General features: G+C 74.7%; 12 protein-coding genes. 4 read left to right on the top strand and 8 right to left on the bottom strand.

Annotated elements, in window-relative coordinates; all coding sequences use genetic code 11:
• Window positions 1–148: 148 nt before the first annotated feature.
• On the top strand, window positions 149–1,342 hold the full coding sequence (locus LH044_RS16070; protein WP_227756603.1) for an alpha/beta hydrolase: 1,194 nt from the start codon (window positions 149–151) through the stop codon (window positions 1,340–1,342).
• A 15-nt stretch (window positions 1,343–1,357) separates the two neighbouring features.
• On the opposite strand, the gene LH044_RS16065 is transcribed toward LH044_RS16070, so the two are convergent.
• A complete protein-coding gene (locus LH044_RS16065) occupies window positions 1,358–3,187 on the bottom strand; it encodes an ABC-F family ATP-binding cassette domain-containing protein (RefSeq protein WP_227756602.1) in 1,830 nt (609 codons plus the stop codon).
• A gap of 67 nt (window positions 3,188–3,254) precedes the next feature.
• The gene (locus tag LH044_RS16060) at window positions 3,255–3,737 is read right to left on the bottom strand and encodes a hypothetical protein (protein WP_227756601.1); all 483 of its coding nucleotides are present in this window, start codon (window positions 3,735–3,737) and stop codon (window positions 3,255–3,257) included.
• A 170-nt stretch (window positions 3,738–3,907) separates the two neighbouring features.
• On the opposite strand from LH044_RS16060, the gene LH044_RS16055 reads away from it, so the two are divergent.
• A complete protein-coding gene (locus tag LH044_RS16055; protein WP_227756600.1) occupies window positions 3,908–4,633 on the top strand; it encodes a crotonase/enoyl-CoA hydratase family protein in 726 nt (241 codons plus the stop codon).
• Window positions 4,634–4,738: 105 nt separating this feature from the next.
• On the opposite strand, the gene LH044_RS16050 is transcribed toward LH044_RS16055, so the two are convergent.
• From LH044_RS16050 to LH044_RS16025, 6 genes are all read right to left on the bottom strand, one after another.
• Window positions 4,739–6,937 (bottom strand): hypothetical protein, encoded by a 2,199-nt coding sequence (locus LH044_RS16050; protein WP_227756599.1) that lies wholly within the window; start codon window positions 6,935–6,937, stop codon window positions 4,739–4,741.
• A gap of 115 nt (window positions 6,938–7,052) precedes the next feature.
• Entirely contained in the window at window positions 7,053–8,084 is a 1,032-nt protein-coding gene (locus tag LH044_RS16045) for a transglycosylase family protein (RefSeq protein ID WP_227756598.1), read from the bottom strand.
• Between the two features lie 216 nt (window positions 8,085–8,300).
• Window positions 8,301–8,900: a hypothetical protein gene (locus LH044_RS16040; RefSeq protein ID WP_227756597.1), complete on the bottom strand. Its 600-nt coding sequence runs from the start codon at window positions 8,898–8,900 to the stop codon at window positions 8,301–8,303.
• On the bottom strand, window positions 8,900–9,763 hold the full coding sequence (locus LH044_RS16035; protein ID WP_227756596.1) for a ParA family protein: 864 nt from the start codon (window positions 9,761–9,763) through the stop codon (window positions 8,900–8,902). Before LH044_RS16035 ends, LH044_RS16040 begins: the two co-directional genes overlap by 1 nt.
• 26 nt (window positions 9,764–9,789) lie before the next feature.
• Window positions 9,790–10,539 (bottom strand): TetR/AcrR family transcriptional regulator, encoded by a 750-nt coding sequence (locus tag LH044_RS16030; protein ID WP_227756595.1) that lies wholly within the window; start codon window positions 10,537–10,539, stop codon window positions 9,790–9,792.
• A gap of 44 nt (window positions 10,540–10,583) precedes the next feature.
• Window positions 10,584–11,510 (bottom strand): cation diffusion facilitator family transporter, encoded by a 927-nt coding sequence (locus LH044_RS16025; RefSeq protein ID WP_227756594.1) that lies wholly within the window; start codon window positions 11,508–11,510, stop codon window positions 10,584–10,586.
• Window positions 11,511–11,652: 142 nt separating this feature from the next.
• Between LH044_RS16025 and mutM the strand changes: the two genes are divergently transcribed.
• Window positions 11,653–12,552: a bifunctional DNA-formamidopyrimidine glycosylase/DNA-(apurinic or apyrimidinic site) lyase gene (gene mutM, locus LH044_RS16020; RefSeq protein ID WP_227756593.1), complete on the top strand. Its 900-nt coding sequence runs from the start codon at window positions 11,653–11,655 to the stop codon at window positions 12,550–12,552.
• A gap of 198 nt (window positions 12,553–12,750) precedes the next feature.
• A complete protein-coding gene (locus LH044_RS16015) occupies window positions 12,751–14,079 on the top strand; it encodes a M15 family metallopeptidase (RefSeq protein WP_227756592.1) in 1,329 nt (442 codons plus the stop codon).
• Window positions 14,080–14,114 lie beyond the last annotated feature (35 nt).

Below are 14,114 nucleotides of genomic sequence, written 5' to 3'. Positions count from 1 at the left end.
CGAGTGGTCGCGACGGGTGCCCGTTCCCGCACCCCGAGGTCGGGGCGCGTGGGCCGGAGGGCCCGAGGGTGACGCCAAAGGTCAAGCTCGGCCGTCGGCCGGGCGACACCTCCTGCAGCCTCCGCACCACCGCCGCAGGAAAGGGACCATGGCGACCTCCGCGAACCGAGCCACCGCCCACGACCACACCGGTGCGCCCGTCGGCACCGCCCCGCGCCCGACCCAGGCGCCGCCCGCCGCCGCCCGCCGCAGGGGCCGGGTCGCCCTGGTCGCGGGGGCCGTCGCCCTGGCCGTGCTGAGCAGCGCCTGCGGCATGGCGAACGTCGCCGACCCCCGCCTCGCCGACCTGCTGTCGCCCGACTGGGGCGAGGACCTGCCCGCGTCGAGGGCCGACGTCGCGTACGGCCCCGACCGGGGCTGCGGCCCCGACGCCACCGACGACGAGCCGTGCGGCGGTTCCCAGACGCTCGACATCTACCGGGCCGGCGTCCGGGCGCCCTCCCCGACGACGTCCACCACGACCCCCACGGACCCGCTCGACCCCGACGCGGGCTCGCCCGCCGACGACCACGACGGCACCGCTGGTCCCGGCGGGCCGGACGCCTCGACCACCACCACCCCGGCCCCCGGCGGGCCCCGCCGGGGCACGATCGTCTTCGTGCACGGCGGCGGCTTCTCGGCCGGCGACAAGTCCCGGCTCGAGAGCTTCGCCCCCATTCTGCGCCAGACCCAGCGGGGCTGGGACGTCGTCGTCGTGAACTACCGGCTGTCGAACCGCTGGCTCGGCACCGACATGTACCCGACCCCCCTCCTCGACGTGGAGCGGGCGCTCGACTGGGTGCGCCACCAGGGTCCGGGCCAGGGCCTCGACACCTCCCACGTCGTGGTGGCCGGCGAGTCCGCCGGCGCCGGGCTGGCCGCGCTCATCGGCACCGCGTGGAACTCCGGTCGCCCGGAGCTCGCGGGCATCGACCGGGTGGACGGCTACGTCAGCATCGCCGGGGTGCTCGACCTCGACACCGCGACCTCGCGCTTCTGGTCGAGCCTCTGGATCCCCGACCTGCTGATGCTGCCGGTGGTCTCGGCGACCTCGTACCTCGACGCCGCGGACCCGCCGGCATGGCTGCTGCACGGCGACCTCGACCCGGTGGTCGAGTCGACCGGGTCGCAGCACTTCAAGGCGATCGCCGATCGGGGCGGGTTCGGCCACCTGGTCGACTTCGACCTGGTCGACATGGCGGCCGACGGCTCGCCGATCGACCCCGGGCTGCGCCACCACGCGCCGGGCGGCGGCGCCAACGCGCCGGCGCTGGACGCCTGGCTCGACCGCATCGCCGGCTGACGCCCGGCCGCCGCATCAGAGCTGGAGGCCGCGCTCCTCGACCTCGGCCGCCAGCTCGAGCCACTGCTCCTCGGCGGCCTCGAGCTGCTCGCCGAGACGGGTGAGCTCGTCGCCCAGCTCCACGAGCCGGACGTGGTCACCGGACTCGGCCGCCACCCGCAGCGCCTCGGCCGTGCGCTCCTGCTGCTCGCCCAGGTCCGCCACCTCGCGCTCCGCGCTGCGGAGCCGGTTGCGGAGGTGGGTGGGGCTGGAGCGGCCGCGGGCGCGCTCCGACGGCGAGCGTTCGGACGGTCCGCCGCCCGCGTCGCGCGGCGGCCGGCCGTCGGCGGGGCGCGCCGCGGCCCGGCCGACCGAGGCGGTCCGGCGCCGGCTGCGCACGGCCCGGCGCTCCTCCTCGTAGGCGGCGTAGCCACCGGGTCGGCGCCCGACCGTGCCCGAGCCGTGGCCGTCGACGACGACCACGTCCGCCACCGTCCGCTCGAGGAAGGCGCGGTCGTGGCTCACCACCACGAGGGCACCGGGCCAGTCCTCCAAGAAGTCCTCGAGCTGGCGCAGCGTGTCGAGGTCGAGGTCGTTGGTCGGCTCGTCGAGCAGCAGCACGTTCGGACGCTCGGCCAGCACGAGCAGCAGCTGCAGGCGGCGGCGCTCGCCGCCCGACAGCAGGCCGATGGGCGCCCACTGCGCGTCGCCGTCGAACCAGAACGCCTCGAGCAGCGCGGCGTCGGCCCAGTCGGCCTCACGGTGCCCGCCGGTCACGGCGTCGCGGACCCGCAGCGACGGGTCCAGGTCGCGGCCTCGCTGGTCGTAGTAGCCGATGCGGGCCGTCGTGCCGACCTCGCGCCGGCCCTCCTCGGGCTCGATGCGGCCGGCGACGATGTCGAGCAACGTCGACTTGCCGGCCCCGTTCGGCCCGACGATGCCCAGCCGCTCCCGAGGGTCCAGCAGGAGGTCGAGGTGCTCGAACAGCGCAGGGCCGTCGTCGAAGCGGTGGCCGACGTCGTGCAGCTCCACGACCCGGTCGCCCAGCCGGGGCGTCCCCGCGTGCAGCGGCAGCTCGCCCGGGCGCGCCGCCGCCTGCGGCCGGCCCTCGACGATCCGCGTGGCCGCCTCGATCCGCGCCTTCGGCTTCGACGTCCGGGCCGGCGCGCCGCGCCGCAGCCAGGCCAGCTCGGACCGGGCCAGGTTCCGGCGCTTGTCCTCCTCGCGAGCCGCGAGCTCCTCCCGCCGGGCCCGGCCCTCGAGGTAGGCGTCGTAGCCGCCGTGGTGAAGGAAGCCCCGCCCGCGATCGAGCTCGAGGACGTCGGTCGTGATGCGGTCGAGGAAGTGGCGGTCGTGCGTCACGAGCAGGAGGCCGCCGGTGTGCTCCGCGATCCGGTCCTCGAGCCAGGCGATCGCGTCGATGTCCAGGTGGTTCGTCGGCTCGTCGAGCACCAGGAGGTCGGCGGGCGTGACCAGCGCCCGGGCCAGCGCGACCCGCTTCGCCTGCCCGCCCGAGAGCGAGTCCACCTCGACGTCGAAGAGGTCGCCGATGCCGAGCCGGTCGGCCACCGACGCGGCCTCCCACCGCTCGGCTTCCTCGCTCCCGAACAGGTCGTCGCGCACGGTCGGGCCCCGGAGGGCCGGGTCCTGCCCGAGCACCGACGTCCGGACGTCGCGACCGCGGCGGACCGTGCCGGCCTCGGGCTCGACGGTGCCGGCCAGGATGCCGAGCAGCGTCGACTTGCCGCTCCCGTTCAACCCGACGACGCCCATCCGCTCACCCGTGGACAGGGTCACCGACACGTCGGCGAACAGCGGACGGCCGGGTCGGCTCGCGGCGACGCCCTCGGCGTCGAGCAGGATCACCCGGCGTTCCTACCGGAGCGGATCGACGAGGCGCCAGACCCAAGCAGTGGGTCGGCCCGTCGGGACCTCAGAAGCTGGTGGGCGGCGGGGGCGGCGGCACCGAGCCGGGGGGCGGCGGTGCGGCCGGGGCCGACGGCTCCTGCTCGGGTGCCGCGGCCGGGGCCTCGGGAGCGGCGGGCGGCGGCGGAGCCGCGGCGGCACCCGGAGGCGGCGGCGGGGCCGCGGCGGCGCCGGGAGGCGGGGGCGCCGACGCGGTCGCACCCGGCGGCGGGGGTGCCGACGCCGCGGCGCCCGGGGGCGGCGGTGCGGCCGAGGACATCGCGAAGTTCAGGGCCGTCTGGCCCTCGAGGCCCTGGATCGCGGTGATGGCCTCCTGGCGGAGGCGGTCCGCGTCGGCGGGCGGGCGGCCCGTCGCCTCGAGGTAGGCCAGCACGCCGAGGTCGCGGAAGTACGGATCGGCGTCCTTGGACGTCGGCCCGCCCGCCATCGCCTGATCGGCCTTCGCCATGGCCTGGTCGGCCAGGCCCTTCGCCTTGTCCAGGAATCCCATCGGTGCCTCCGTTCCGGGGCGGGCGGCACGACTGCTGCACGCGTCGCGCCCCGCCGTCGTGCCGGCCCAGCCTACCGACGCCTCGCGACGTCCCGGCGCGCCGGCCGAGCCGTCGTCGGACCACCCGAGCTGGGACGCCGCCCGCCCCGGCGGCACTAGCGTGCCGCGCCATGGACGACACGAACACGACCGACGCAGGACCGGTGACGGTCACCGTCACCGACGGCGTCGCCGTCATCGACCTCGACGACGGCAAGGCCAACGCCCTCGGCTTCGACGTGCTGGCGGGGCTCGACGCCGCGCTCGACCGGGCCGAGCAGGACGACGTCACCGCCGTGGTCCTGGTGGGCCGCGAGGGCAGGTTCTCGGCGGGCTTCGACCTGTCGGTGATGACCTCGGGCCCCGAGGGCGCACGGGACATGCTCGGCCGCGGCGCCGAGCTCGGCCTGCGCTTCTACATGTTCCCCAAGCCGGTCGTCTTCGCCGCCACCGGCCACGCGCTGGCCATGGGCGCCATCCTCCTGTGCTGCGCCGACGTGCGCATCGGCGCCGACGGCCCGTTCAAGATCGGCCTCAACGAGGTGGCGATCGGCATGCCGGTGCCCGGCTTCGCCGTCGGCATCTGCCAGGACCGACTGGCACTGCCGGCCTTCACCGCTGCCATCCAGCTCGCGAAGGTCCACAGCCCCGACGAGGCCCGGGCCGCAGGGTTCCTCGACGAGGTCGTCCCCGCCGACGAGGTTCGAGACCGTGCGATCGCCACGGCCGCCGAGCTCGGCAGCCGGCTGCACGCCGGCCCGTTCCGCACCACCCGCCGGACGGTGCGTGGCCACGTCGCCGAGCGGCTCTCCGCCGAGCTCGCCGAGGACCTGAAGCTCTTCGACGTCAGCGCCTGACGACGGCCCGACGGGCCCCGGACGCGGACGACGCCGGCGGGTGACCGCCGGCGTCGTCGCGTCGAGGGTGGACCGGGGCGCTCGGCCCGGTCCGCCGTCGGGTGGTCAGTAGTCGAAGTCGCTGCGGGGCTTGCCCACGCAGGGCTCGTCCTTGCAGACGTTGGTGATCGTGCCGTCGGGCTGGAAGAACGCCTTCTTCTGGGCGATCACCTCGGGCTGGCGGCGCGGCATCTCGTGCGGGTCCTCGCACTTGACGTCGGTCTCGGCCGCGGCGCCCTGGCACTGCGCCTGGTAGGCGGCGCTCATGATCGGCGTGATGTTGCCGAGCGGCGGCGCCAGCGTGCCGTCGTACCAGTAGTAGAGCGCCGAGCCCTCGAGCGGGAACTTCCGGATCGGGTCCAGGTTGTAGAAGAAGTCCGTCTGCGGCGTCGCCACGCCGAGCATCGGCTCGACGTCGTCGGGCAGCGTCGGCTGGTAGATCGGCAGGCGCAGCGTCCGAGCGATGTTGTCGGCGGTGATCGTCGCCACCTGGTGGTCGCCGAACGCCACCGTCATCAGCACCTCGTGCTTGGGGGTGCGGTCGTAGGCCCGGTCGGTCAGGTGCTGGACGTAGCCCGAGGTCTCGCCCCGGTCCCACAGCATCTGCAGCACGCCGAAGATGATCTGCTGCTCGAGGGCGTTCGGGTAGGCGCCCCGCATGATCGCGAAGTACTCGTCGAAGTCGACGCTCCGGTTGAGCAGCGTCGAGTAGTTCATGCCGCCGACGCCGAGCACGGCCTTGGTCCACTCGGTGGACACCGCGGTGACCGCACCGCCGACGATCGCACCCTGGCTGTTGCCGTCGTAGTACGCCTCGGCGTTGTTCAGCATGTTGGCGCCGGCGCTCGTCTGGAACTCGGGCGCCGCTCCCAGGCCCGCCTGGTTGGTGAGCAGCCGGGCGAGGAACATCGTGTTGAGCATCCCCTGCTGCAGGCGGTCGGGGATGGACGGGAACTTGTTGATGTCGCTCAGGGCTGCGGCGGCGTTGGCGACGTCGGCCTCGGCCATGCCGATCGTGTCGGTCGCGCAGTAGACGGCGTTGTTGGTCGCGGCGGTGTGCTGGACCTGCGAGCTCGCGGCCTCGTCGGCCGAGCCGAGGAGCCCGTGGCCGTAGACGACCGGGATCGCCTCACCGTTCTCGAGCCCCTTCTCGGGCAGCGAGCACGTGAAGTTGGCGGTGTACACGCCGTTCGAGATCGGCTGGCCGTTCAGCGGGCTGTACGTCATGCGCGACCCGGGGGCGCCGCCACCGTCGAGGTACAGCGGCACCTCGAACGTGCCACGGACGACCTTGCCGATGCCCTCGTCGAGGTCAGAGGTCTGCACCTCGTCGACCTTGTACGTCGGGGCGATGCCGGCGATCTTGCCGAAGGCGTCGTCGCGCATCGACAGGACCCGGCCGGCGAGCGACTCGGGCGACGCGACGGTGAAGGTCCACGCGAGGTACAGGCCCTGGCGGGCGACGCCGGCGGCGGCCATCTTCGGGAACGCGACGTTGAACTCGCGCTGGCGCTCCTCGATGCGGGGGTCGCCGGTGGCGTTGTTGTCCCGGATCGCCTGGAAGGTGATCGGCGCCGCGATCGGGGCGCCGTCGGCTCCGATCAGGTTGCGGAAGGCCACCGCGAACTGGTGGGTCTCGATCAGCGAGGCGGCGGGGCGGAGGATGAGCAGGCGGTCGGCGTCGCTCGTGGCCCGGGAGTCCATCTCGGCCCAGTGCGGCACGAGCTGGCCGGTGGTGAGGTCGACGATCGAGGTCGCCGACTGCTCCGTCGTCGAGAACTCGATGTCGCCCTCGGAGGGCAGCGCCGTCTTCGACGGGTCGAGGCCCGGCACGTAGGCGAGGATCGGCGTCGACGGGCTCCACCCGTCGTTCTGGTTCCACGCCGTCGGGTCGAGCGTGACGCCCTGGATGTTCGGCAGCTGGCCGGCGGGCAGGTTGATCCGCTTGTGGGTGCCGGTCGCGTCGTCGGTCCGGGTGTGGAAGTCGCTCGGGAACGGCAGCAGGCAGTTCTTGTCGCTCAGCACCTCGCAGCCCTGCGGGATCTGGGCGAGGGCGGCGTCGAGCCGTGCCTGGCGCTCGGGCGACAGCGGCGTCGGGGTGGGCGTGTCGGTCGAGATCTGCAGGGCCGCGGGGACCGTCGTGGTCGGGTTGCCCTTGTCGAGGTCGCCGCTGAACGCCGGCTTCGGCGTCTCGGCGTGCTGGCACCCGACGGCGACCACCGCGAGGGCGGCCAGCAGGGCGGTGAGGCGGAGTCGGACGGTCACAGCGTTCCTCTGTCTCGGCCGGTCATACCGCGGGCGACCATAGCCAACCGACGGCCCCGGCGGGAAAACGCCGCCCGCCCGGACGGACGGCTCGGACGGGGTGCCGTCGGCCCCGTCAGCGACGGCCGCAGACGGGCCACGCCCGCTTGCCCTGGAGCCGCAGCAACGCCAGCGCCCGGGCGTCCTGCTCGGCGGGCGGGGCGGCGGCCGGGTCGCCGCTGCCACCCACGCCGCGCCACGTCTCGACGCTGAACTGGTACGCGCCGCGGTAGCGGCCGGTGGAGCTGACGGCCGTGTAGTCACCGCCGGACTCGCACTGGCGGACCTTGGCGAGGAAGGCGGCCTCCTCGGCGGTCGGGCCGCCCCCCGGCACCGAGACGCCGAGGCCGGCGGCGCTCGAGCTCGACGGCGCCTTCGAGCGCGCAGCCGGGGCGGTCTTGGCGACGGCCGTCGCGCTCGCGGCCCGAGCCGCAGCGGTGGCCTGCTTGCGGCGGGCGACGGCGGCGTCGAGCGCCGAGCCCGCATCGCGCTCGAGGGCGGACGTCTGCACGACGTCGCTGCGGGCCTCGGCCTCCTCGGCGCGGAGCTGGTCGAGCTCGGCGGCCACGGCCTGCTGCTCGGGATCGTTCGCCGACTGCAGGACCTCGAACCGCTCGACGGCGTCGGTCACCTGGCTCGCCCCGCCCGAGACCATCCCGACGCGCCAGGCCACCACCGCGGCCTCCTCGGGGTCGAGCGACGCCTGCAGGAGCTGGGTCCGGCCGCCGTCGATGTACGCCGCGACGGCGAGCTCCCGCACCCGACGACGGGCGTCGGCGAGTTGGACGGTGGACGCCGTGTCGTCCTCTGCGAGCTGGGCGGTCCGCCGCTCGAGCTGGGCCCGGCGGGCGCTGACCTCGGCCAACCGCACCTCGGCGCGCTCGCGGTCGGCGGTCGCGGCGGCGACCGCCCGCTGCGCCTCGACCACCGGATCGGCGCCGGGCACCGACCCTGCGGGCACGGCACCGCCCACCAGGAGGGCGCCGACGGACATCGCGCCGATGACGGCGGCGACGGCCCGGCGGCTGCGCGCGGCGCGCGCCCCGGAGGTGGGGACCTCGTCAGCGGCGGCGCGTGCGTGTCGCGGGGTGGGGTCGGCGTCGGTCATGGGATCGGGGGGTGTGCAACGCCACGGTCCGTGTCGGAACGGTGACGAACGCCGCGCAGTCTGTCATCGGCACGTCACGACGGAAAGGCGTACGTCATCCGATCGGCACCCGCGCCGAGATACTGAACCGACGCAGCAACGAGCGTCGACCGCCACCCTCCGCGTCGGTCGGTGCGCGCGGGCCGGCCGCCGTGGCCGGACCGCGGTGCGTGGCGGTCAGCGACGGCGTCGGCGCAGCAGCAGGAGGAGCAGCACGACGACGAGCGCGGCCACCCCGGCGCCGACCAGGGCGACCGCCCGGTTGGCCGTCGGTTCGGCCGGCGGCTCGGCGACGGGCACGTCGGAGGTGCTCGCGGCGGGGACGGCGCGCAGGTGGCGCTCGCCGTCGGCCGGCTCGGGTGCGGCGCGCGCGGGCTCCGGTGCCTCGGCGGGCTCGGCCTCGTCGGCGGGCACGGGCTCGTCGGCCGGGACGACGTCGGTCGGCGCAGGCTCGTCGGCGGGCTCGGGCTCGTCGGCCGGGACGACGTCGGTCGGCGCAGGCTCGTCGGCGGGCTCGGGCTCGTCGACGGGCACGACATCGGTCGGCGCGGGTTCCGGCTCGTCGGCGGGCGCAGGTCCCGGTCCCTCGGCGGGCTCGGGTCCCTCTGCGGGCGCTGCGTCGGTCGGTGCCGGTCCGGCGTCGGGCCGTGTCTCGGGTGCGGCCGAGGCCTCGGGTGCGGCCGGGGCCTCGGGCTCCGGGTCGAGCAGGGCCTCGACCGGCGCGGGCTCGTCGCCGTCGGCGGTGGGGCGCGGTCGCTTGGGGTCGTAACCGGCCATCAGTGCTCCAGCGGCGCAGCCGCGGTCCCGACGGCGGCCGACAGGTCGATGTGGGGCTGCGGGAGGTCCGCCACCGCCGGTGCGGATCGATCGCCGTCGAGCGCCCGGGACAGCGCCGCGAACTGGTCGCCGGCCTCCGAGGCGCCGTCGCGGCGGAGGAGGTGGATCGGCTGGGACTGCGCGGCCGCCTCGGTGAGCGCGGCGCGCATGGTGATCGGCGGGTCGAGCAGCAGGTCGCCGTGGGTCTCCTGCAGCTGCTGGTACCAGTACCCGGCGTCACGGGTGCGGCCGAGGCGGTTCACGACGATGCCGGCGACCTCGGGCCGACCGTGCTGGCGCTCCGCGATCCGCCGGACGTTGCGCAGGATCTGCTCGACCCCGTCCAGGCTCCACGCCGCCGGCTCGGCGACGATCAGCACGCGGTCCGCGGCGAACAGCGCGTTGACCGTGAGCAGGCCGAGCGACGGCGGGCAGTCGACGATCACGTCGTCGTAGCGGTCGGCGACGCCGGCGAGCGCGACCTCGAGCCGATCCTGCGCGCCGATCGGGTCGGTCGCGAGCTGGTGCTCGCGCTGCGCGAGCCGCGGCGAGCTGGGCACGAGATCGGGGGCGTGGCCGACGGGCGGCTCCCAGCCGGACCGGCGCACCGCCGCCGCAGCGGCGCCGGGCTCGTCGTGCGCCAGCACCTCGTCGGTCGTGGTCGCGGCGTCGAACACGCCCAACCCCGTGGTGGCGTTCGCCTGCGGGTCCATGTCGACGACGAGCGAGCGTCGGCCACGGATCATGGACGCGGAGGCGAGGCCGAGGGCGACCGTCGTCTTGCCGACGCCGCCCTTCTGGTTGACCACGGCGAGGATCCCCATGGGCCAACGGTAGTCCGGGTGCGCGGTCAGACCGGCCCATCGGGCAGCGCGGGGCGCCCGGGACCCACCTCGGGGGCTGCACGACCCCTCGCGCCGGCGGTGCCCGCCCCCTCGACCAGCCCCTGGTCCTGTGCGCCGAGCTGGCGGAGGAAGCCGGCGAGGACCTCGCCCACGTCGTTCGGCGCCCGGTCGCTCAACCCCGCGGCGCGGAGCGCGGCCACGCCGCTCATGAACGCGACCATCAGGTAGGCCACGCCGCCGGAGTCGTCGTCCATCGGGCTGCCGGGCACGACCGACATCGTGCGGATGCTCTCGTCGAGCCGGTCGAGGAGGCCGCGGAGGGACTCGCCGATGCGGTCCCGCGCCTCCTCCTCGCGCGTGCAGATCGCGAACCCGTCGAGCATCAGCTGGTCGGTGGGCGACGTCTCGAGCGCCACGAAGCTCGCGAGCGACTCGGCCACCTCGGACGACGTGACGGCCCGCCACCGCCCGAGACCCTCGGACAGCAGTCGGAACATGCGGCTGTTCTCGACCGCGATGGCCTCGGCGAGCAGCTCGGCCCGGCTGTCGAAGTGCGTGTACAGCGCACCGGACGTGAACCCGGCACGGCGGGCGATGTCCTGCACGCGGCTGCCCGTGTAGCCCTTCTCGCGGAACACCTCGGCGGCGGCGCGCACGAGCCGCTCGCGGGTGTCGGGGTCGCGACCGGGTGCGGCGCGCAGATCGATGACGGCGTCACCCCCCAGCGCCTCGTCGTCACCGACCGGGTCCGACAACGGGTCTCCCTCGCTCGTGTCGCGTTCGCCCGGTCCCGAACGTACTACGGCGCGGTGGCGGCACCGCGGTACAGGTCGGGCTCCAGGTAGATGACGCGCGCCGCCGGCACCGCCTCGCGGATCCGGGCCTCGACGCGGTCGACCGCCGCGGCGAGCCCGGCCACGTCGAGCCCGGACGCGAACTCGACCTTGGCGGCGACGAGGATCTCCTCGGGCCCGATGTGCTCGGTGCGGCAGTGGATCAGGCGCACCACGTCGTCGGTCGACTCGATGGCGCCGGCGATCCGCTCCCGGTCGCCCGCCGACGCGGACTCGCCGATCAGCAGGCTCTTCATCTCGATGCAGAGGAACACGGCGATCACGCCGAGCAGGGAGCCGATCAGGATCGAGCCGATGCCGTCGTAGGTCGCGTCGCCGGTGACGACCGTCAGCGAGACGGCCCCGAGCGCGAGGACCAGTCCGATCAGCGCGCCGACGTCCTCGAGCAGGACGACCGGGAACTCGGGGACCTTCGACGTCCGGAGGAACTGCCACCACGACGCCTCGCCCTTCAGCGGTCGCGACTCGTGGACGGCGGTGCGGAAGGAGAAGGACTCGAGCACGATCGCGACGAGCAGGATGACGACCGCGACGATGGGGCTCTCGAGGTCCTCGGGGTGCTGGATCTTGTGGATGCCCTCGTAGACGGAGAAGACGGCGCCGAGCGTGAAGAGCACGACCGCGACGACGAAGGACCAGAAGTACCGCTCACGGCCGTAGCCGAACGGGTGCGCCTCGTCCGCGGCCCGCTGCGAGCGCTTGCCGCCGAGCAGGAGGAGCCCCTGGTTGCCGGTGTCGGCGACCGAGTGGATGCCCTCGGAGAGCATCGACGACGCACCGGTGATCCCGAAGCCGATGAACTTGGCGATGGCGATCCCGAGGTTGGCCAGGAAGGCCGCGACGATCGCCCGCTTGCTGCCGCCTGCTGCCACCTGGGGCCTCCCCTTCCGATGCGGTCCGCCCGATCGACCCGGTGCGGCCGCGCCGCAGGTCCGTCGGTCGCGGGAGCCTACCGACCGCCGCGACGGCCCCGGGCGAGTGGTCCGCCGGCACCGCGGCGGGCACACTCCGATCGTGCCCGAGCTGCCCGAGGTCGAGACGATCCGACGCCAGCTCGCGCCCCGCCTGGTCGGCTGCTCGGTGACCGAGGCGTGGGCCTTCCCGTCGGCCAAGTTCGACCAGGCGCCCGCGGCGATCGGTTCGCAGGTCGTCGAGGTGCGCCGGCGCGGCAAGTACCTCCTCGTCGACCTGCGCCGCGACGGAGGCCCGACCGCGGGAGATCGGACTGCGGGGGACCGGACCGTAGGAGGACCTGCCCACGAGGGCGTCCACGACCGCCCCGCGACGTCGGAGCTGGTCGTCCACCTCGGGATGACCGGACGGCTCGCGGTGCACGAGGGCCGGGGCGACGTCGTCGACCACCACCCGCACCTGCGCGCGTGGTGGTCGCTCGACGACGGTCGCGTCCTGACCTTCCACGACACGCGCCGCTTCGGGCGGATCGCGGTCGTGCCCGCCGGCCGCTACGACGCGCTGCCGACGCTCGCCGCCCTCGGACCGGAGCCGGACGACGAGGCGTTCACCGGGGAGCACCTCCGCCGCAGCGTCAACGCGGGCCGTCGCCGCATCAAGACGGCCCTTCTGTCGCAGCGACCGGTCGCCGGCGTCGGCAACATCTACGCGGACGAGGCCCTGTGGCGCGCCGGCGTCGACCCGAGGGCGCGCCGGCTGACGCGTGCCGGGGCGGACCGGCTGCGCGACGCCGTGAGGGAGGTGCTGCGCGAGGGCATCGACCACGGCGGCACCACGCTGCGCGACTACGTCGACGCCGATGGCGCCACCGGCACGAACCAGCACCGCCTCGACTGCTACGGCCGGGCCGGCCAGGAGTGCCACCGCTGCGGCACCACGCTGCGTGGCGCGGTGCTCGATGCCCGGTCCACCACCTGGTGCCCGACCTGCCAGCCACGCTGAGCGCGCGCACCGGAAGGGCCGGACCGATCCGCTCGGCGGCCCCCACGCCCGCCGGGCCGTGTGTTACATTGCGGTCTCGTTACGAAAGGTCTGTCCGTTCGGACGTCGCGAGCGACCCCGTCCCGGACAGCACCGGCCGACCCGAACGACACGCCGCCGTCCCGCCCCGGCGCCGGCCTGATCCCCTCCCAGGACGACGTGCAGCACATCCCACCGCGCAGCTCGAAGCACACCGCCCCGGCCCCCCGCAGCCGGCACCGGCGGAGCCGATCGACCCTGCTGGTCGCCGCGATCGCGGCGACCGCCCTGGCCGTCTCGCTGGTCCCCGCGAGCGGCGCGTCGGCCGACGACCCCAAGGGCTCCAGCCTCGCCGAGCTGCAGAAGCAGCGTGACCAGGTCAGGGCGCAGAAGGCGGCCAAGGCGTCCGAGGTGAACGGCCTCAAGGCGACCGACGCCGAGGTCAGCTCGGCGCTGGGCGCCCTGAACGCGCAGGTCAGCGCGCAGCAGGACCGGGTCGAGGAGGCGCAGCGCGCCGTCACCCAGGCCGAGTCCGACAAGACCGCCGCCGAGGCGGCGCAGGTGCAGACGCAGAAGGAGCTCGACGACCTCCGCGCCCGCATGAAGGACTCCGCCGTCCAGGCCTACGTCACGATGGGCAGCTCGGACCCGATGTCGGGCGTCGGCGTCGACGACGTCAACGACGCCGTCACCAAGCGCACCTTCCTGTCCGTGCAGGCGAACGAGAACACCGACGTCGTCGAGCGGTTCCGGTCCAAGCAGGAGGACCTGGAGCTGCAGCGGGCCGCAGCGACGGCCGCCGCCGACCGCGCCGCCAAGAGCAAGGCCGCCGTGCAGGACCGCCTCGGCGACCTCAACGCGGCGTACGAGAAGCAGCAGGCGTTCGCCGCGCAGGTCGACGCCCGGATCGACCGTGCGCTCTCCGAGGCCGACTCGCTCGCCTCGGTCGACGCCAACCTGTCGTCGTCCATCTCCTCCAAGCAGGCCGAGATCGCCAAGGCGCTCGCAGCGCAGCGCGCCGCCGCCGAGTCCCGGGCCAAGGCCGCCCGGGTCACGCTCAAGGGCTCCGGTGGCGGCGGTGGCGGTGGCGGCGGCGGTGTGCCGCCCACGATCACCGGCAGCGGCGAGATCGTCAGCGTCGGCGGCATCCGCGTCCACCAGTCGATCGCAGGCAACCTGCAGCGGCTGCTCAGCGCGGCCTCTGCGGCGGGCATCAACTTCAGCGGTGGCGGCTACCGCGACCCGTCCGGCCAGATCGCCGTGCGCAAGAGCAACTGCGGCACGAGCAACTACGCGATCTACGAGATGCCGGCGTCGTCGTGCAGCCCGCCGACCGCCCGGCCCGGCCAGTCGATGCACGAGCGCGGCCTGGCGATCGACTTCACGCAGGGCGGCTCCACGCTGAGCCGCGGCAGCTCGGGCTTCGCCTGGCTCAAGGCCAACGCGGCGTCGTACGGCTTCTACAACCTGCCGTCCGAGCCGTGGCACTGGTCGACGAACGGCAACTGACCGTCACCTGACGGGGGACCACCACTCCCCCTGCC

Source organism: Dermatobacter hominis (assembly GCF_020715685.1).
Classification (GTDB): domain Bacteria; phylum Actinomycetota; class Acidimicrobiia; order Acidimicrobiales; family Microtrichaceae; genus Dermatobacter; species Dermatobacter hominis.
Note: the sequence above shows the minus strand (reverse complement) of the source record. Positions and strands in the feature narration are given on the sequence as shown.